Source organism: Halobacillus sp. H74, from assembly GCF_052246715.1.
GTDB classification, from domain to species: Bacteria; Bacillota; Bacilli; order Bacillales; family Halobacillaceae; genus Halobacillus; species Halobacillus litoralis_A.
In genome coordinates this window covers 147,975-166,466 of record NZ_JBQQCI010000005.1, presented here as the reverse complement: position 1 = coordinate 166,466, position 18,492 = coordinate 147,975, and the positions used below count along the sequence as shown (strand labels likewise).

Genomic DNA, 18,492 nt, shown 5'->3' with positions numbered 1-18,492 from the left:
ATAGCAATTCCTTCAAGAAGTAATCGGTTGATTTTGTTTAATGTGAATCAACTTATAAAGCAGCATTTCAAAGGCTAGAGATTTCTCCATTCTCCCCTGTTTCAGTGTATAATCCGTTTCTGCTAGCTGTTCTATAATTTGGTTCAATTCTTGATTTGTAAAAAACCGCTCCCGTTTCATAGCCATTTTTATTACATACGGGTGTGCTTTGATGTAACCTTTCATTTGATTTTGTGCGTAACCTTTTTGTTTCAATACTTTTGCCTGATTGATAATGCGGAACTGAGAAGCCAATAAAGCAGTTAACGCGATCGGCTCTTCATTCAACTTTTCCAAGTCTTTATAAATACGTATCGCTCTTCCTAAGTCTTTTTCCATAACTGCATCCACCAGCTTGAGGCCAGAAGCTTCCGCACTATGAGAAAGCAGTTGTTCAGCCAATTCTTTGGTTACGACACCACCTTCACCAACATTCAGGGCGAGTTTTTCCATTTCCTTCCTCAATGCCATCAAATTGGCACCTATTTCTTGAGTGAACAATTCATGAATTTCTTCAGGGACTGTAATATGTAGTTCATTCGCAAGAGTTTGGATCCACTTGTCGATATCCCATTCTTTAACGGGTTGACAGTTGATCACTTCTCCATGCTTTTTCAATTGCTTGAAAACTTTTTTCCGTTCATCCAACTTCTCATATGGGGCAACTATTACTAAGACCGTGTATTCAGCAGGATTTTGGATGTATTCAAGCAGTGCCTCAACATCATGCTCGAATGACAGTTTATCCGGCTTAGCTTTTAAGAAAACAGGGTGAAAAGCAATAACAACTTTTCCATCCCCTAAAAAAGGGAAAGTTTCTGCATCTGTGACGACATCTTCCACTGGAACTTCTTCTAAGTCATATTGAGAAACATTGAATTCTCGATCTTCTTTTTTCAAGGTTTGTTTTATGATTTTATTCTTATTCTCTTGTATGAGATATGATTCTTCTCCATATAATAAATATACCTGTGATTGTTTTACATTGACCATAAAGGTTATTTCCTTCCTTCATAAAAAAGAATACGGCGACCCCGTAAAGGGGAGTCAGTGTCACTATTTTATGTCGCAATAAGACATCTGTCAAAATAGTGACCTGCCGTCGCCGTATGAACCATCTATATAAACGCCATTCCAAAAGCCCCGGAAGCTTTTGGAGAGGACGATGTTGTTCCTCTCTTGCGTTTAGTTTGACCGCTTCTGAAATAATTATATGTGACAAGTCTTGCTAGGTGTGGGAATGCTATGAATTGGGGATGAATTTTGATTTCCTTCGACAAGAATGTAGATTTTTGCTTGAGAATGGACTATACTTAGTAATTGATATAGGAGGGGTAACAATGAACGAGTTCAAAAACGATATTCAATCCAAAACTAATGACGTGATCGACTCTGGGTTAGGGTTTGTATTTTCATTTGTTTTCTTCTTCGTCATTTTCTTTATCGGAGTCGTATTTTCAGTTATCGGACAATAATGAATACAAAACCTGAAGGCTGCTGTCCTGGCAGTCTTTTTTTATTCTCTGCTCGCATTATACGGGAAATAAGGAGAAAACGTTCCACTTTGCCCAGAGAAAATGAACTGGACAGCTCCGTGTCGGTTTGTTTCTAATAGCAAAACCCCTCGCTTTTCTAAGCGTTCAGTCACTTCGGCGTGCGGATGCCCATATCGGTTATCCACTCCAGCTGAGATCAAGGCTATTTCAGGATTAAGACGATCCACCCATGCACGAGAGGTCGAAGTTCGACTTCCATGATGCCCTACTTTCAATACATCCACCCATAAGGAAGAGTGTTTTTTTAATATAATATCCTCGACTTTCGTGGAGATATCTCCGGTGAACAACCATCTCTTACCCCCAATCATGCTATCCAGAACCAAAGAATTATCATTCGGTTCTCCTTGGTCATCTCCAGGATGAAGAACATGAAAAACATGACCGGCAACCGAAATACGATCACCTGCTTCTACACGAAGAGTATCCTCTCCGCTCCATTGACTTACATAATATTGACTCACAATAATTTGTTCGACGTCGATTTCATTTAAGATAAAAGGGGCGCTTCCACTATGGTCGGAATCTTGATGAGAAATGAACATAGCATTCATGTGATCGATGCCTTTCGACTTTAGAAAAGGCAGAATCACCTGGTCTGCGGTTTTCTTTTGATTTTCGTTAAATACCGGCGGCCCAGCCGCATCCACCATAATCACTCCACGCCTGTAGGGGAGTTCGATTACAAAAGCGTCTCCTTGGCCTACATCAAGCATCGTAACCGTTCCTTTAGGTGATAAGTAAGGGGAAGCACTATAAAGTATCAAAACACTTACAGCAGACACCCCAGCAAAAAAAGCTAAGCCGTGTTTTCTCTCTCCCCACCATTTCATCATGAAGATAAAGATGATTGTATAAAAAAAGATGTAAATGGGAGTAACTTCACCGATTACCCACTGAAAATCAAGGAATCGGGTCCCCACCTGAATCATTGACAGCAATTTCTCATGGCCCTCGACTAGTACGAAGGAAAGAGAATAAGAAAATACAGGAAGAACCAAGCAGGAAATAAACAAAATCAATACAACCGGAATGACAATAAATGAAAAATAAGGCACGAGAATGAGGTTCACGAATAGAGAAAAAGGCTGAATTTCATAAAAATAGTGAATTTGTAAAGCTAAAATAGAAAATTGACTGACAAGACTGATGACAACAGACTGCATCCATGTACTTTCATACTGTTTAAAAATAGAAAGTGACAGGATCAAACTGAAAGTCACCAGGAAAGAAAATTGAAAACCGATTTGATGAAAATAGAAGGGGTTTAACAAAAGAAGTAAGAACGCAACAACCGAGAGGATATCTGTGAGAGGGATTTTCCGGTTGATTAATGTTAGTAAGAGCAGAATCAATGCCATGAGGGAGGCTCGAATAACTGAAGGTGCGGCCCCAGCAAGAAAACCGTAAACAGGTAACAGAAGGAGAACAAAAAACTGGGCTTGCCTGCGAGTTCCGACGCCCATTCTATAGATGACAAAGTAAAGACTGCCAATTGTCAATCCTACGTGCAACCCTGAAATCGCTAAAATATGAGACAAATTGAATTCCCGAAACCAATCGATGGTATCCTCATTCAACTCATCCGTTTCCCCGAATATAAGCGCTTTTATCCAACCATAAGAACCCGGGTAAACAGTGGCCTTCACTTTTCTCATTACTTGATCTCTCCACACATTCAAGTAACTGAGATATGATCTTCCTTCACAATGGAGATCTTCGACATCATCTAATATTATCCGACTGTGCACCCCTTTGTTTAACATATAAACACGATAATCAAATTGACCTGGATTTGTCGCACGGGCAAAAGGCTCTGCATCTCCGAAACCATTACAAACAGCTCCGTGATGCCAATCAGGAGGAACGTTCTGGTCCTGATCCTCATTTTTATAGTAAACCAGCTGGAACTTTTCACCACTTTCATGTTTCAGTATCATCTGGAAGGTGTGAGAGGTTTCTTCTATGACTGAGGATATAGTTGCTCCAGAAAAGCTTGAAGAAGGTTTTGTTTCTGAAGGAGAGGGTAAATAGTGCCAACCAAACACAAAAAATAAGAGGATCACCATAAAAAGGGCAAGGCGCTTATGGTACAAAGATATCCACAATAGAACCATCATTAGAAGTACATAAAATGACCATCCTGTTTGAATGGCAGCAACCCCGCCCAGCACAAAGGCCAGTGCGGGGATGTGCCAGAATCCTTTCATGAACACTTATTCGGTATTGCGGAATAAATGTTCCGCTTCTTCATTCAACTTTTGAAAATCAGGGTCGTCATACGCTTCCAGTTTCCTTAATAATTGAGCTACCACCTGTTGTTGTTCGATTTGCATAGGCTCAATCTCTACCGGTACTTTTTGCATCCTTACGCCAGATTGTTGCAGGAGTTCAATCGCATACGGATCATTTTTATAATCTTCACTGTAGTATACTGCTTTGAGGCCTGCTTGGATGATTGCTTTTGTACAATGAAGACAAGGGAAATGAGTCACGTATATTTCAGCAGCTTCTGTAGCGACACCGAATTTAGAGCATTGCAGGAGAGCATTCATCTCTGCATGGATTGTACGGACACAATGCCCCTCTACGACATAACACCCTTCATCAATACAATGTACTCCTCCAGAGACACTCCCATTGTAACCACCGGCAATCATCCTTTTATCCCTTACGATAACGGCTCCTACAGCGAGCCGTTGACAGGTGCTTCTTGATTTAAGCAAATAACTTTGTGCCATGAAATACTGGTCCCACGAAATACGTTCCATTATGTATCCCCCTGCTTTTTTCATTTAGTGTACTCTGCACTTGGAATTCAGTCAAATACTCACGGAACACGGATCTTATCCTTGAAGGCTTCTACCGTTTTTTCTCCAATACCAGGTACTTCCACTAAATCCTCTACTGATGAAAAAGGACCGTTCTCTTCTCTATATTGGACAATTGCTGCAGCTTTAGACGGACCTATGCCATTCAAAGATTCAATCTCATCTGCTGTTGCTCGATTGATGCTTATTTTTGTGCTAGCCACATCAATCTGACTGGGACTGCCTTCTCCATTCATGATCAAAGATGTCACATGGATCACCATTTCATCTTGAAGCTTTTGTGCCAGGTTCACGCTTGAGGCGTCAGCCTTTGACGTCAACCCTCCTGCCTCTTTAATAACATCATCCACCCTCGTCCCCGATTGAACTGAATAAACACCCGGACGGACGACCTCACCTTTCACATCGACTTTCATGATTTCTGGATCCTTCACTTCATTTTCAGCTTTATGAAAGTCTGATTGCTGATTGACAACTTTACTCGTTTCCGATCGAGGGGTTTGCAAATAAATGACACCTGCAATCAATATAATGGCTAATATCCACCCATATTTTTTGACTAGGTTCATGAAAGTAACCTTCTTTCATATTTCCATTTTTTTAGAATAAGGATATATAGGTAATCACAAAGGGAGGGATTCCAATGAAATGGGGAATCATCGGAACTGGGAATATGGGGAGTATGCTTACGACCAGTCTTATCAAAAGCGGGGCCATTCCCGCTCATGATTTAACGATCTATAATAGAACATTGAAAAAAGCGGAAGATCTTCAAGAAGAATTTCCAAATTTAAATGTAGCCAAAGACCTGATATCGCTTCAAAAGACAAGCGAAATTCTCTTCATTTGTGTAAAACCACATCATTATAAAGACATCATTGACTCGCTAAAAGAAGATTGGACAGAAAATCAGTGCCTTGTATCCATCACTAGTCCCGTAGCGGTAAAACAACTCGAAAAAGCTACACCATGTCAAGTCGCACGAATCGTACCCTCCATTACCAATCATGCATTGGCAGGAGTCAGCTTGTTCACTTTCGGTTCCAGAATCAATGAAAAATACCGGCAATTACTTCTCACTACTTTTCAACAGATCTCCACTCCTATCGAGGTGGAAGAAGAGCATATACGAGTGGCATCTGATATTGTTTCATGCGGTCCTGCGTTCATCAGTTACTTACTGAGCGAATGGATTAAAGCAGCGGGGGATGTCGCTGGGCTGCCTGAACAAAAAGCGACGGCATTGTCAGAAAATATGATGATTGGACTGGGAGAGCTGCTCTCACAAAGAATCATGACGTTAGATGAATTGATGGAGAAGGTGACAGTAAAAGGCGGAGTGACAGGAGAAGGTTTACAGGCACTTGAGGATCACATAGGGCCACTGTTTCACAAAATGTTTCAAGCGACACAGAACAAACATAAAGAAGATAAAAAGAACATTGACTTACAATAATCTTATTCGACAAAAACTGGGAAAATCCTGCTAAATAAAAATAGAAGGACTTCGTTCAACCTCCACAAGCTTAAGACAGTCGTAAAGTGAAGCTCTCGTCTTTCACTCTTCGGATGGTCTTTAAGCCTCGCGGGACTAGGTGCAGAACTGAATATGACAGATGTAGCATAAGATGCCAGGCTGGAAGTATTTTTTGTTACTGATATTAAAAAAGAGTCCGGTTATAACCGGACTCTTTCTCACACATTATTTTTTACAGACAAACAACCAACGCTCTCCCTCTGTGGAATAATGCCTGTTAAAATCAGCACTGATTTGTTGAATCAAGAAGCCTGTGTCTTCAAGCCAGTTTTTCAAATCATCTAGCATATACCCACGTTGGTGATGAACTTCATCAAATCGTTGATAAATTTCCCCTGATTGCACAAAGAAGGTCAAATCATGGACGATGCTGTTATCTTCTTCACCAGGATCACAAAACCATACATAGGATAAATCGTCGTGGACCTGCGCGAATGTTGCACCACTCAAATCATTATGAATATGCTCTAAAGAATGGACGTCAAACAAGAACAAACCGTCAGAATGAAGGGCGTCATATATATTCTCAAACGCGCATTTCACCTGGGATTCTTCGACTAAATAATTGAAAACATCACAGTAGCTGATGACACAATCAAATTGGTCCAAGCCTTCCAGGTTCGTCATATCCTGCTTGAGCCATTGAATATTCGCACGAGGGTCTTTTTGCTGGGCGACTGTCAGCATATCAGAGGATAAATCCACCCCTGTCAGTTGAAAGCCAATTTGTTGTAGCCGATGAGTAATTTCACCTGTACCGCAACCTATATCAAGAATTGTACGGGTATCAGGCTGATAATCCCCGATCATTTGCTTCGTAAACTCCACCCAGAGATCATAAGGTGCGTCCTTCATCAGCCGATCATAAACCAAAGCCATCTCACCATAACTCATCTTAACCTTCAAGCCCCTCTACGGCTACTGAGGAAGCGTCACCCCAAAGTCTCTCAAGATTGTAATAATGACGTTCATCCTTGTGGAAAATATGGCAGACGACTCCGTTTAAATCCACTAAAATCCACCGCGCTTGTTCGAATCCTTCCATACGTTTAACATCAATCCCATTTTCTTCTGCTTGATTTTTCAATTCTCTGGCGATCGCTTGCACCTGTCGCTCATTAGACCCTTCACAAATCAAGAAATAATCTGCAATCAAGGATACTTCTGCCATATCTAAAACAACAATATCATTCGCTCTCTTTTCATCACATGCTTGTGCCGCTAGGGTCACTAATTCTTTACTTTCCATGGGTTTCCTCCCTTTTCATTCCTATCTCTATCTACCATGATCAAAAGATCATATTAAATCATTATATGCATGGAACGTGTCCGGATAAACGGTTCTTTCCATACGAATCAAAAAAACAATCGTATTCTTCAATGCTAAAGAACAGGCTTTGTCCAGGTTAGTTTCTGCAATTTCACGAACTTCATGAACACCGGGGAAATCCCGGCCAGGCTCGATGTAATCAGCTAAAAACACTACTTTTTCCAGTTTTGCCATATGTTTTTTTCCTGTAGTATGACAGGAAATCGCTGATATTACATCTCCATCATCAAGACCGATTTCACGTTCCAACATTAACGCACCTACTGGACCATGCCATAGTTCATGATGATAATCCAATAAATCTTTAGGTAAGCGCCGATCTTCCTGGATCCACCGTCTCATCAGGTCCCGAGGCTTATATTTCGCATAGTCATGGAGGGCTGCAGCGGTTTCCGCTTTCTTGACATCCGCTCCAAAGCGTTCTGCCAGCTTTATTGCTTCATCCGTCACTCTCACCGTATGTTCATACCTTTCCTTTTTCAAAAAGGGACGAACATACTCTAAAGCTTGTTCACGAGTTATTTCCATACAAGTGATGCTCCTTTATATAGGAATCGACTGCATCCGGAATCAAATACCGGGCGCTCTTCCCACTTGTTACCCTCTCCCTGACCACTGTCGAAGAGATATCTATAGATGGAATATCTATGAAGTGGACAGGAATCTCATCACTCCACTCATAACCTGGGCGCACAACACCTATGAATTCAACCATTTGCTGCAATTCATCAACTCGGTTCCATTTCGATAGGTGCTCCACCATATCGCCTCCAATGATAAAGTAAAAGGCGAGCTCAGGGTATTGCTGTTTTAAATAAGTCATGGTATCCACCGTATATGATGTACCTTTTCTCATTAATTCAACATCACAAACCCTGAATTCAGGATGATCCTTGGTCGCCAATTCGACCATTTTCAAACGGGCATTCGCATCCGTAGCAGATTCCTGCTTATGAGGGGGGATAAAGGAGGGCATAAACCAAACCTCATCTAAGTCCATTTCTTCTAAAGCATACTCAGCCATAATTAAATGACCTTGATGTGGTGGATCGAAAGTACCCCCGAGTATTCCGACTCTATTCATATCGCCTCTCCTTTACGGTAATTCGATTTGTTTGTTTTCTTCAGATTCTTTGTAAAGGATAACCGTGTTTCCAATTACTTGTACAATATGAGCGTCAGTGGCTTCAACGATCTCATCAGCTACTTGATTGTTATCTTCGAAGCAGTTTTGTAAGACACTTACCTTGATAAGTTCTCTTTTCTCTAATGCTTCATTAATCTGTGTTGTCATATTCTCATTAACGCCAGCCTTCCCTACTTGGAAGATCGGTTGTACATTATGGGAGGCTTTCCGCAAATGCTTCTTCTGTTTACTAGTTAACATCCTATACCCCTTTCAATTTTTGTTCGAATTTATCGAGCAGGGGCAAAGCCTCAGGTTCTGTATCTGTCCATATCTTAAATGCATACACGGCTTGCTGCAACAACATTTCGTGTCCATAATGGACCCTCGCCCCATTTATCTCAGCTTCCTTTAAAAATTTCGTCTTCATCGGTCGATAAACAATATCGCTTACAACCGTCCCTTTTGTCAAGCGATTCAGGCGTATAATGGTTTGCTGATCATTTGGACTCATCCCTACAGTGGTAGTTTGAACCACAAGGTCATAGCTGCCCAACGACTCTTCTGCTTCTGCTAATGTCAGGGCCTCAGCTTGTGCTCGGGAAGAGATTTGTTCAATCACTTCCTCAGCTCTGCCTATCGTTCTGTTCGCTATATCTACAGAATCCATCCCTGATCCAGTCAAAGCTTCATAAATACCTCTTGCAGCTCCACCACTACCTAAAAGGAGAGCTTTTGAACCACTTTGGAAAATGTCAGGGAAGCGGTTTTTCAAGGAGTGTACAAACCCGCTCCCATCCGTATTATATCCGATCCACCCATTTTCCGTACGTTTTACTGTGTTAACAGCACCAAGGTGGAGAGCACTTTCATCGATGGCATCCAGGTGAGGAATGATTTTTTCTTTAAAAGGAACCGTAACGTTAAAACCATCCAGTCCTTTTTCTTTTAATGATGAAATCTCTTCATCGAATTTATCTGGGTGAATTTCCAACAAGTCATATTTCCCCTGGACCCCTTGCTGCTTCATTAATTGCTCATGAATCCAAGGAGATGATGAATGACCGATCGGGTAGCCGATTAAACCTAGTTTGTACAAATGATCCCCTCCTATATCAAAGACTCTCTCAAGGATACTTTCACACCTTCAGGTACATATGCAGTTACGGTTACGTCCCCTTCCGGAACAGTTACCCATCCTAATCCTGAGAATACAATATCCATCTTATCTTCCCTTACTTTCAAGGTATGGCCCTTTAATGGAGGTAATTTCGCTAATGACTCTTCATCAGGTGGTGACAACAACTCTCCGACATGATTGTTATAAAGTTCATCTGCTTTTTCCATTTTCGTTCGATGAATATTCATCTCATTTGAAAGATAACAAACAAAAGAACTGCGTTCACCCGAGGCAAAATCAAGTCTTGCCAGTCCTCCGAAATAAAGGGTTTGACCTTCATTCAGCTGATACACTTTCGGTTTCACTTCTTTTCTTGGTGTAATCAATTTCAAATCCTTATCTGACACGTAATGAGCCATTTGGTGGCGGTGAATCACACCTGGAGTGTCAAACAAGGAACTCTTTTCGTCCAGGGGTATATCGATGAAACCGAGGGTGGTCCCAGGGAAGTAAGAGGTTGTGATTGCATCCTTCTCTCCTGAAGTATTTGAAATCAATGTGTTGATGAAAGTTGATTTCCCCACATTGGTCGTTCCTACTACATAGACATCCCGGCCTTTTCGGTAACGATCGATTGCTTGAGACAGCTCTTCGATACCCTGGTTCTTTTCAGCCGAGATCAGGAAAACATCTTCCACATCCAATCCATTTTCCTTGGCAGAACGTCTCAACCAATGTTTCACCTTTCCCGGATTGACCGATTTCGGTAATACATCCATTTTGTTTCCTACAAGCACAACAGGGTTATTGCCTGTCAATCTTTTCAATCCTGAAATGAAACTACCATTAAAATCAAAAATATCCACCAACTGGATGATCAGTCCATCTGTTTCACTGATTTGATTCAACATTTCCAAGAAATCATCATCTTGATATGGCACGTCCTGCACTTCATTATAATGTTTCAACCGGAAACAACGTTTACATATGATATCTTCTCGTTCCAGTGCCGATGCAGGTGCATAGCCCGCTTCTTCTGGATTGGTTGTTTGAATAACTGCACCACAACCCTGGCATTGTATATCTGCCATTATTGATCTCTCCTCTGCCATGTTATTTTCCCTTTTCTTCTCATCCAATTCAATATTCTCCGTTCAATCTTCCTGTTGATCCTTGTTATAAATCCATCTGTTTCTACAATAGGTACAACTAAGATTGTATAAAATCCGGCAGTATTCCCACCTAATACATCTGTAAGAAGTTGATCCCCGACTACAACAATTTCACTCTTGGTAAGCTCCATCTTCTTTTGAGCTTTTTTAAAGGCTTTGGATAATGGTTTTCTAGCACTATATATAAAAGTCGTGTCCAATGGCTCAGAAAATAGTTTGACGCGGGCTTCTTTATTATTTGAGGCGATCGTCACTTGAATGCCATGATCATTCATTTTTTGAAACCATGTTTTTATATCTTCGGTTGCATCTGCCACATCCCAGGCGACCAGGGTATTATCAAGGTCAGTAATTACTCCTTTTATCCCTTTTTCTTTCAATTCGTTCGGGTCAATGTCAAATACACTGGGAACATGTTCATTTGGTAGAAATTTTTTTAACATATATTCATTCACTCCATCTCTTCATACAACGGCAAAATCTCCTTCACCATCATATACAAAATTACGGCATGTTTCAAAAAGTGTCTGAATTTATGAAAGCAGCTCATTCACTAACTAAACGGTTCAACTTGTAAAAATGTCATATTTTCAGACTGATTCAAACTTTTCGTCAATTAAAACTCGCTCATAAAAGAACAAAAATCGTTCGACAAATACTGACAAAAATAGGCTGTGGATAAGTTTATACACATTTTCCACACAGTAACACCTTTGTTATCACTCAATTAATTAACTTTTCCCAAAAGTTATCTACATTTTCTTGTAGATAACTTCCATATTGTGGCGAATTTAAGGTCATGATAAGGTAAGAATACATTAAATTTGTCTCGTTCATAGATTTCAATTACCCGGGAGGTGACTGTCACATGTGTGACAGCGGCATGAAGCAATTATCTGATTCCCTACTTATACAATCTTACCACAAAGCCATTGAACTCAACCTTTCTAAAGAATTCATAGACCAAATCAAAAGGGAAATCCAAAAACGATCCATCCAGCATCTTATAGAAGACTACATCTTCCAAGTCGGTTGACTAACCTCAAAAATGACACATATTTACTTTAATCGACACAAAATCTCGTCTGATAGAAGCAGACGAGATTTTTTTTGCGACTTTTTTATTTTTCGAAATGATGTGTCTCTTCTTATTTATATGGGAAGACTAAATGGTGACTGCCCAGCGACTTATCTGGATTGCCACAGTTGAACAATCACCCTCTTTTTGATTACAATTGGGTGAATACATCATTTCGATCATCCTAATCCATAGATAGATGAAACATAAGTCAAGGGAGGAACATTCCACATGTTGGTGGCTGTATTATTGCCTTTTATCATTGCTATTTTCATTCCATTCTTAAGCAAATGGAAAGATAAACTTCACCCAGGTTTCTTTGTAACTATCGTGCCTGCGGTTATTTTTATTTATTTTGCCCGTTTTTTAGGGACAGGGTTTGAACCCGTCGTGCAGGAGTATTCATGGATTCCTTCATTGGATATGAATATGGTCTTCCACCTTGATGGTTTAAGCTTATTATTCGTACTTCTAATTAGTGGAATTGGCGCCCTAGTTGCCTTTTATTCGATTTTTTACCTACATAAATCGGAGCAACTGGGACATTTTTATGTATACTTTCTCATTTTTATGGGATCTATGCTCGGGGTCGTCTTATCAGATAACATATTCGCACTTTATAGTTTCTGGGAGTTTACATCGCTCTCTTCCTTCTTGTTGATCGGTTTTTGGAATTACAAAAAAGAATCCAGATATGGTGCCTTGAAATCAATGCTCATCACCGTTTTCGGAGGGTTGAGTCTACTAGGGGCTCTCATCTTCATGAGTGTGCTCACAAATACGACAAGTATTCAAGGAATGATTGATCAACAGCAACTGATTCTGAATAGTGAGTATTTCCCCTTAATACTCGGTTTACTATTGCTTGGAGCTTTTACCAAGTCAGCGCAGTTCCCTTTTCATATTTGGTTACCTGACGCAATGGAAGCACCGACCCCTGTCAGTGCCTATCTACACTCAGCGACAATGGTAAAAGCAGGTCTTTATTTAGTGGCCCGCTATTCACCTATGCTATCGGCTAATGAATGGTTTTTCATCATTGTATCTTCAGCAGGTATTGTAACTTTATGCTGGGGCTCCTACATGGCTGTGCGTCAAACAGACTTAAAAGGTATACTTGCCTTTTCTACCATCAGTCAGTTAGGTATGATCATGGCCATGCTTGGATTCGGCACGGAAGCTGCTCTCTTCGGTGCGGTCTTCCATATTTTAAACCACGCAACCTTCAAAGGAAGTCTGTTTATGATTGCAGGAATCGTCGATCACGAAGCTGGCACAAGAGATATACGTAAACTAGGCGGGTTAATGACTTATATGCCTATGACAGCGACTCTAGCTGTCCTTGCTTCGTTTTCAATGGCTGGTGTCCCTTTACCATTCTTGAATGGTTTCTATAGTAAAGAGATGTTCTTTGAAGCTTCTTTACACCTTGAATCTGCAGGCACCGATATTTCAGGTTTCCTGCAATCGGCTATTCCATATTTAGCTGTATTCGGAAGCATATTCACATTCGTTTATTCGATGTATTTCTTTTTCGGAACCTTCCGCGGCAAGCCTCAATTAGACGAGCTGCCGAAGAAACCTCATGAAGCTCCTTGGGGTATGCTTGTTTCACCGATCATCTTAGTCGCAGGGGTGATCATCATCGGTATATTTCCGAACTTGGTTAATGGTTCATTTATCGCCCATGCTGCTGATGCTGTGAACGGGGCAAGCTTAAAACCGAAAGATATTTATTTCTGGCATGGATTCATCCCACCGTTTATAATGTCGCTGGCCGTCGTCGTATTCGGTACGATTCTTGCCCTATCAAGAAAGATCTGGCAACCGGTATACCGGGTAGTTCCGGGAGTTCTCAGCATGAACAAGGTTTACGATGGAGCTGTCGATCGGATTGAAAGCTACTCTGCCACCATTACAAAAGGTTATATGAATGGATCACTAGGCCGTTATATGCGCTTGATATTAGCTGCGATTATTATCATTACGTTCGCTTTTATGGCAGTAACCGGTGGCTTTACAATTGATACATCAAATGTGGCTCAAATCACTGCTCCTGAAATTCTGGTAGCTGTAACAATGGTTATTGCTGCAATCGGTACCGTATTGACGAATAATCGTATTGCAGCAATCTTGATTTTAGGCGTCGTCGGTTACGGCTTATCCATGTTATTCGTCTTATACCGGGCGCCTGACCTTGCTCTCACTCAATTGATTGTGGAAACTGTAACTGTCGCTTTATTCTTACTCGTCTTTTATCACTTACCTAAACTTAAGAAAAAAGATGAGCCTATGAGTACGAAAGCATTGAACCTGATCATATCTATTGGTTTCGGTGCAATGATGACGATGGTCGCCATTTCATCACATAGCAGCAAGTTTTTCGATCCAATCTCCCAATACTTCATAGACAACTCCTACAAACTTGGAGGGGGAGATAACATTGTTAACGTTATTCTTGTCGATTTCCGTGGCTTGGATACATTATTCGAGATCGTCGTATTAGGACTCGCTGCGATGGCGATCTTTGCCCTGATTCGATTGAGAAAGTCTAAGGGGGAGGAATAAAATATGGAAATCATCATGGCCGTACTTGCCGGTCTACTTTTCACAACAGGTGTCTATAACCTCCTTCAAAAACAATTATTGAGGATTATCATCGGTACGGCCCTCATTTCCCATGGGGCCCACCTCTTCATCCTAACGATGGGAAGACTGAAAACGGGCGCTCCACCGGTATTGACGAAAGGTGTCGAAAATTATACAGACCCACTCCCGCAAGCTTTGATTTTGACATCGATCGTCATAAGTTTCGGTGTTACTAGTCTTCTACTCGTATTAGCTTATCGGGCAGCTAAAATCAATGGTACCGATAATATGGAACAATTGAGGGGTAACGATTATGAGTAATTTAGCAGTATTACCAATTTTATTGCCACTATTAGCCGGCATTTTCGTGGCATTCATACACAAAAAAACATCCATCGTCCGAACCATTTCTAAACTTATTGCCATTGTCAATCTACTTGTTGTCGGCTGGGTTTTCTTTCAAGTACAGCAAGAAGGTTCAATTGTTTTAGAAGTAGGTAGCTGGTCGGCACCATTCGGGATTGTTCTTGTCGGTGACTTACTTGCGATGACGCTTGTTTTGACAACGAACATCATTGCAGTCGCTTGTGTTTTCTTCGCACCTCAATCTCTTTCTGATAAAGAAGAATCGTTCTATTTCTATAGTTTCTTCTTTATTTTAATATCAGGTGTGAGCGGCGCCTTCTTAACAGGAGACCTATTCAACTTATTTGTTTTCTTTGAAGTCCTTCTCATGGCTTCCTATGGTTTAATCGTGTTGGGGAATGGAAAAGCACAGCTTCGTGAATCCATTAAATACGTGCTGATCAACTTGTTTTCTTCCATGTTGTTCGTTACAACTATCGCTTTTCTTTATTCAGTTGTAGGGACCGTCAATATGGCCCAGGTTGCTCAACGTGTCCAGGAGGTAGAACAACAAGGGGTCTTGACAACCATTGCGATTCTATTCTTTTTCGTGTTTGCGACAAAAGCTGCGGTTTTTCCGCTTTACTATTGGCTGCCTCGTCCATACATTTCACCGAACCCGGTTGTATCAGCATTGTTCGGTGCCCTGCTTACTAAGGTAGGCGTCTATTCGATACTTCGTACGTTCACTTTAATATTTAATCAAGAGGTGCCATTGACTCACACCTTATTCATTTATTTGGCAGCATTTACGATGATCTTCGGTGTAGTCGGTGCATTATCTACGAATAACATTAAGCTGATCGTAGCTTATAACATTATTCCTGCAGTGGGTTTCATGCTGATGGGGATTGGTATTTTTACAGAAGTATCCATTAGCGGAACCATCTATTACCTGGTCCATGACATGATTATCAAGGGAGTTCTTTTCTTACTTGTCGGGGCAACCGCGTATGTCGCAGGCACATCTGATTTGAGGAAGATGGGTGGACTGATCCATCATTACCCTGTCCTTGGGTGGTTGATGTTCATAGCTTCTCTCGTATTAGCCGGTATCCCGCCCTTCAGTGGGTTTATAGGGAAACTCCAGCTAATTCGTGGAGGTTTAGGGCAGGAGGAAATCATGATCGTCATCGTATCTTTGATTTCCAGCTTACTAATTTTATTCTCCATGATGCGCATCTTCATCCGTGGTTATTGGGGCGAAAAAATGGATATACCGATCCCCGAGCGAAAGAAGAAGGGTTCACGGATGGCCTGGCCTGCAGCTGGATTGTTGACATTATCCGTTCTATTAGGTGTCGGAGCCGAGTTGTTCTTCCCGACAATCGAATCGATCGCTCAGTATTTGATGGATCCGGAAATCTACATTGATTCTGTGTTAAAGGAGTAGAAGCTGATGCCTTTACAAATTGTATTAAACATTGTTATTGCAATCATGTGGATGTTTCTGAGTGAAACGTACAACTTCACTACTTTCTTAGTTGGATATATCTTAGGTATTATTTTGCTGTTCTTTTTACAGCGGTTCGTACCGGATTCATTTTATATGAAACGTGCATGGCGGTTTTTCAAGCTTATTTTATTATTTATCAGGGAGCTCGTTCTCTCAAACATTGACATCGTGAAGCATGTATATAAACCCAAAATGAATATGCAGCCGGGGATTTTCGCGTTGCCGATTGATGTAAAAACCAATTTTGAAATCACTTTACTTGCTAATCTGATTTCGTTGACACCTGGCACTCTTTCTGTCGTTGTCAGTGAAGATCATACAAAGATCTTCATACATGCTATGGACATGCCAGATGTTCAAGAGTCTGTGAGTGAAATCAAAAACACTTTCGAGAAACGAATTATGGAGGTGACACGCTAAATGGATGAAATTCTGGATGTCACTCAAAAGTTGATTGAATTATCAGCCACTATCTCCATCGTCGCGGTCGCCATTTCAATCATAATGCTGTTATACCGTGCAACCATCGGCCCCACAAATCCGGACAGAGCCGTTGCTTTAGATATCATCGGTGTGAATTTGATGGCTATTGCAGGATTGATCGCCATCCTGCTCGTTACGACTAAGTTCAATGATGTCGTCCTCTTGATAGGGATTTTATTGTTTATCGGGACAGTCGGCTTGGCGAAATTCTTAGAAAAGGGTGTTATCATTGAGCGGGACTTGGATTAATTTAATTTTCGACATCATCATTTGCTTGTCCTTACTGATGGGCACTTTTTTCCTTATTTCAGGTTCGATTGGCATCCTGCGTTTCCCAGATGTTTACACACGTCTTCATGCCGCTACAAAAAGTTCCACACTCGGAGTAGCCGGTATAATGATAGGGGCCTTCTTGTTCCTATATGTCGAACATGACATCGTCAGTGGTAAATTGTTACTTGGAATTCTTTTCGTACTGTTGACGGCTCCTGTTTCCGGCCACATGATCTCAAGAGCAGCATATCGCAGTGGTGTGCCTCTTTGGGAGAACAGTGTGAAAGATGAATACGCAGAAGTGCTGAAAGAAGAGCAAAAAAGACAAGCACCTGATCAATAGACCGTTTTTAATGCCTCCAAAGAATGGAGGCATTTTTTTGTGGATATGATTATTATATTTATTTACAGACAAGCACAGACAGCCTCTCTGACACATAAGTATGTTGTAGGCCATTGCCTAATCCATGAGGAGGTGCGTCCATGAGCAGCCTGATCGCTTCCATCCTATATTTCTTTAAAGAGTCCCTCTTTTTCATGTCTTATGTGAAAAACCAAGCGTTTCCTAACCCGCTGTCTTCAGAAGAAGAAGCTAAACAGCTCCAATTGATGCAAGAAGGGAGTCACGATGCACGTAACAAATTGATCGAGCACAACCTGCGACTTGTCGCTCACATTGTCAAGAAATTCGAAAATACAAAAGAAGATTTTGAAGACCTTATTTCTATCGGGACCATCGGATTAATTAAGGGCATCGAGAGCTATTCCACTGGAAAAGGAACGAAACTCGCCACCTATGCAGCGAGATGTATCGAAAATGAGATTCTCATGCACCTGAGATCAACGAAAAAGATGAATAAGGATGTTTCCCTCCAAGACCCTATCGGACACGATAAGGAGGGCAATGAGCTTAATTTATTGGATATCCTTCAAGCAGATGTCACGGATATTGTAGAGGAAATCCAACTCCATATGGAACTTGAAAAAATAAAAGACTTCATCACGGTCCTTGATGAAAGGGAAAAAGAGGTTATCATCTTCCGTTACGGACTGAATCAGACCGAAGAAAAGACGCAGCGGGAAATAGCTAAAGAGCTGGGGATATCAAGAAGTTATGTTTCAAGAATTGAAAAAAGAGCATTAATGAAAATTTTTCATGAGTTTTATAAACAGAGCAAACAAGGAAAAAAAAGCTAAAAAAAGCCACTACCATCTTTTTATAGATTGCAGTGGCTGAGTGGTTTTATTCCTCGGCTGTACCCTTTTGCCATTTTCTTATCTTCATAGTCATGATCAATGAAGTGATCAAGGCTGAAGCGATAACCGGGTAAAGATAAAGATGAGCATTCGTGTGATATTCATAAATACTGATCAATGTACCAATATATAAATAGCTGCTGAAAATCAGCAATGTCATAATAAAACGTTTGTAGTCTATTATTTTCTTTTTCATCCATTCGGTAGATTTCACCTTATCCCACCTCCTGCACATTTTTC

Annotated in this window: 23 protein-coding genes; 10 read left to right on the top strand and 13 right to left on the bottom strand. The window is 40.9% G+C overall.

Features of this window, described 5'->3' with window-relative positions; all coding sequences use genetic code 11:
* Positions 1-12: 12 nt before the first annotated feature.
* Positions 13-1,032, bottom strand: coding sequence for a DNA polymerase III subunit delta (holA, locus tag ACTWPX_RS13105; protein WP_443120152.1), 1,020 nt, complete (start codon positions 1,030-1,032; stop codon positions 13-15).
* Positions 1,033-1,379: 347 nt separating this feature from the next.
* Here holA and ACTWPX_RS13100 point away from each other — a divergent pair, with 347 nt between their 5' ends.
* The gene (locus ACTWPX_RS13100; protein ID WP_128526400.1) at positions 1,380-1,514 is read left to right on the top strand and encodes a YqzM family protein; all 135 of its coding nucleotides are present in this window, start codon (positions 1,380-1,382) and stop codon (positions 1,512-1,514) included.
* 41 nt (positions 1,515-1,555) lie between these two features.
* Here ACTWPX_RS13100 and ACTWPX_RS13095 read toward each other — a convergent pair whose 3' ends face one another.
* The 3 genes from ACTWPX_RS13095 to ACTWPX_RS13085 are packed head-to-tail and all read right to left on the bottom strand — an operon-like array spanning position 1,556 to position 4,995.
* On the bottom strand, positions 1,556-3,805 hold the full coding sequence (locus ACTWPX_RS13095; RefSeq protein WP_443120151.1) for a DNA internalization-related competence protein ComEC/Rec2: 2,250 nt from the start codon (positions 3,803-3,805) through the stop codon (positions 1,556-1,558).
* Between the two features lie 6 nt (positions 3,806-3,811).
* A complete protein-coding gene (locus tag ACTWPX_RS13090) occupies positions 3,812-4,366 on the bottom strand; it encodes a ComE operon protein 2 (RefSeq protein WP_128526398.1) in 555 nt (184 codons plus the stop codon).
* A gap of 59 nt (positions 4,367-4,425) precedes the next feature.
* On the bottom strand, positions 4,426-4,995 hold the full coding sequence (locus tag ACTWPX_RS13085) for a helix-hairpin-helix domain-containing protein (protein ID WP_443120150.1): 570 nt from the start codon (positions 4,993-4,995) through the stop codon (positions 4,426-4,428).
* A gap of 74 nt (positions 4,996-5,069) precedes the next feature.
* Between ACTWPX_RS13085 and comER the strand changes: the two genes are divergently transcribed.
* Positions 5,070-5,882 carry a late competence protein ComER gene (comER, locus tag ACTWPX_RS13080; protein ID WP_443120149.1) on the top strand — a complete coding sequence of 271 codons (813 nt, stop codon included), beginning with the start codon at positions 5,070-5,072 and terminating at the stop codon, positions 5,880-5,882.
* A 246-nt stretch (positions 5,883-6,128) separates the two neighbouring features.
* Here the strand turns inward: comER and ACTWPX_RS13075 are convergent, their stop codons facing one another.
* The 8 genes from ACTWPX_RS13075 to ACTWPX_RS13040 are packed head-to-tail and all read right to left on the bottom strand — an operon-like array spanning position 6,129 to position 11,154.
* On the bottom strand, positions 6,129-6,857 hold the full coding sequence (locus tag ACTWPX_RS13075; RefSeq protein ID WP_443120148.1) for a class I SAM-dependent DNA methyltransferase: 729 nt from the start codon (positions 6,855-6,857) through the stop codon (positions 6,129-6,131).
* A gap of 1 nt (position 6,858) precedes the next feature.
* Positions 6,859-7,212, bottom strand: coding sequence for a ribosome silencing factor (rsfS, locus tag ACTWPX_RS13070; protein ID WP_128526395.1), 354 nt, complete (start codon positions 7,210-7,212; stop codon positions 6,859-6,861).
* Between the two features lie 48 nt (positions 7,213-7,260).
* Entirely contained in the window at positions 7,261-7,821 is a 561-nt protein-coding gene (yqeK, locus tag ACTWPX_RS13065; protein WP_281975937.1) for a bis(5'-nucleosyl)-tetraphosphatase (symmetrical) YqeK, read from the bottom strand.
* On the bottom strand, positions 7,805-8,377 hold the full coding sequence (locus ACTWPX_RS13060; RefSeq protein ID WP_443120147.1) for a nicotinate-nucleotide adenylyltransferase: 573 nt from the start codon (positions 8,375-8,377) through the stop codon (positions 7,805-7,807). The genes yqeK and ACTWPX_RS13060 overlap by 17 nt, the downstream gene beginning before the upstream one ends.
* 12 nt (positions 8,378-8,389) lie before the next feature.
* Positions 8,390-8,680, bottom strand: coding sequence for a ribosome assembly RNA-binding protein YhbY (gene yhbY, locus ACTWPX_RS13055; protein WP_443120146.1), 291 nt, complete (start codon positions 8,678-8,680; stop codon positions 8,390-8,392).
* 1 nt (position 8,681) lies between these two features.
* The gene (aroE, locus tag ACTWPX_RS13050) at positions 8,682-9,518 is read right to left on the bottom strand and encodes a shikimate dehydrogenase (protein WP_443120145.1); all 837 of its coding nucleotides are present in this window, start codon (positions 9,516-9,518) and stop codon (positions 8,682-8,684) included.
* 11 nt (positions 9,519-9,529) lie between these two features.
* The gene (gene yqeH, locus ACTWPX_RS13045) at positions 9,530-10,630 is read right to left on the bottom strand and encodes a ribosome biogenesis GTPase YqeH (protein WP_443120144.1); all 1,101 of its coding nucleotides are present in this window, start codon (positions 10,628-10,630) and stop codon (positions 9,530-9,532) included.
* Entirely contained in the window at positions 10,630-11,154 is a 525-nt protein-coding gene (locus tag ACTWPX_RS13040) for a YqeG family HAD IIIA-type phosphatase (protein WP_443120143.1), read from the bottom strand. The genes yqeH and ACTWPX_RS13040 overlap by 1 nt, the downstream gene beginning before the upstream one ends.
* 425 nt (positions 11,155-11,579) lie before the next feature.
* On the opposite strand from ACTWPX_RS13040, the gene ACTWPX_RS13035 reads away from it, so the two are divergent.
* From ACTWPX_RS13035 to sigK, 8 genes are all read left to right on the top strand, one after another.
* Complete coding sequence (locus tag ACTWPX_RS13035) at positions 11,580-11,747, top strand: sporulation histidine kinase inhibitor Sda (RefSeq protein ID WP_443120142.1); 168 nt, start codon at positions 11,580-11,582, stop codon at positions 11,745-11,747.
* Between the two features lie 273 nt (positions 11,748-12,020).
* Positions 12,021-14,357, top strand: a complete 2,337-nt coding sequence (locus tag ACTWPX_RS13030; protein WP_443120141.1) for a Na+/H+ antiporter subunit A — start codon at positions 12,021-12,023, stop codon at positions 14,355-14,357.
* 3 nt (positions 14,358-14,360) lie between these two features.
* The gene (locus tag ACTWPX_RS13025) at positions 14,361-14,699 is read left to right on the top strand and encodes a Na(+)/H(+) antiporter subunit C (RefSeq protein WP_443120140.1); all 339 of its coding nucleotides are present in this window, start codon (positions 14,361-14,363) and stop codon (positions 14,697-14,699) included.
* Complete coding sequence (locus ACTWPX_RS13020; protein ID WP_443120139.1) at positions 14,692-16,176, top strand: Na+/H+ antiporter subunit D; 1,485 nt, start codon at positions 14,692-14,694, stop codon at positions 16,174-16,176. The genes ACTWPX_RS13025 and ACTWPX_RS13020 overlap by 8 nt, the downstream gene beginning before the upstream one ends.
* Before the next feature lie 6 nt (positions 16,177-16,182).
* A complete protein-coding gene (locus ACTWPX_RS13015) occupies positions 16,183-16,659 on the top strand; it encodes a Na+/H+ antiporter subunit E (protein WP_443120138.1) in 477 nt (158 codons plus the stop codon).
* Positions 16,660-16,971, top strand: coding sequence for a Na(+)/H(+) antiporter subunit F1 (locus ACTWPX_RS13010; protein WP_443120137.1), 312 nt, complete (start codon positions 16,660-16,662; stop codon positions 16,969-16,971).
* On the top strand, positions 16,952-17,338 hold the full coding sequence (gene mnhG, locus ACTWPX_RS13005) for a monovalent cation/H(+) antiporter subunit G (RefSeq protein WP_128526384.1): 387 nt from the start codon (positions 16,952-16,954) through the stop codon (positions 17,336-17,338). The genes ACTWPX_RS13010 and mnhG overlap by 20 nt, the downstream gene beginning before the upstream one ends.
* Before the next feature lie 140 nt (positions 17,339-17,478).
* Entirely contained in the window at positions 17,479-18,192 is a 714-nt protein-coding gene (gene sigK / locus ACTWPX_RS13000; RefSeq protein WP_128526383.1) for an RNA polymerase sporulation sigma factor SigK, read from the top strand.
* Between the two features lie 46 nt (positions 18,193-18,238).
* On the opposite strand, the gene ACTWPX_RS12995 is transcribed toward sigK, so the two are convergent.
* Positions 18,239-18,466 (bottom strand): YrhC family protein, encoded by a 228-nt coding sequence (locus ACTWPX_RS12995; protein WP_128526382.1) that lies wholly within the window; start codon positions 18,464-18,466, stop codon positions 18,239-18,241.
* Between the last annotated feature and the right edge of the window lie 26 nt (positions 18,467-18,492).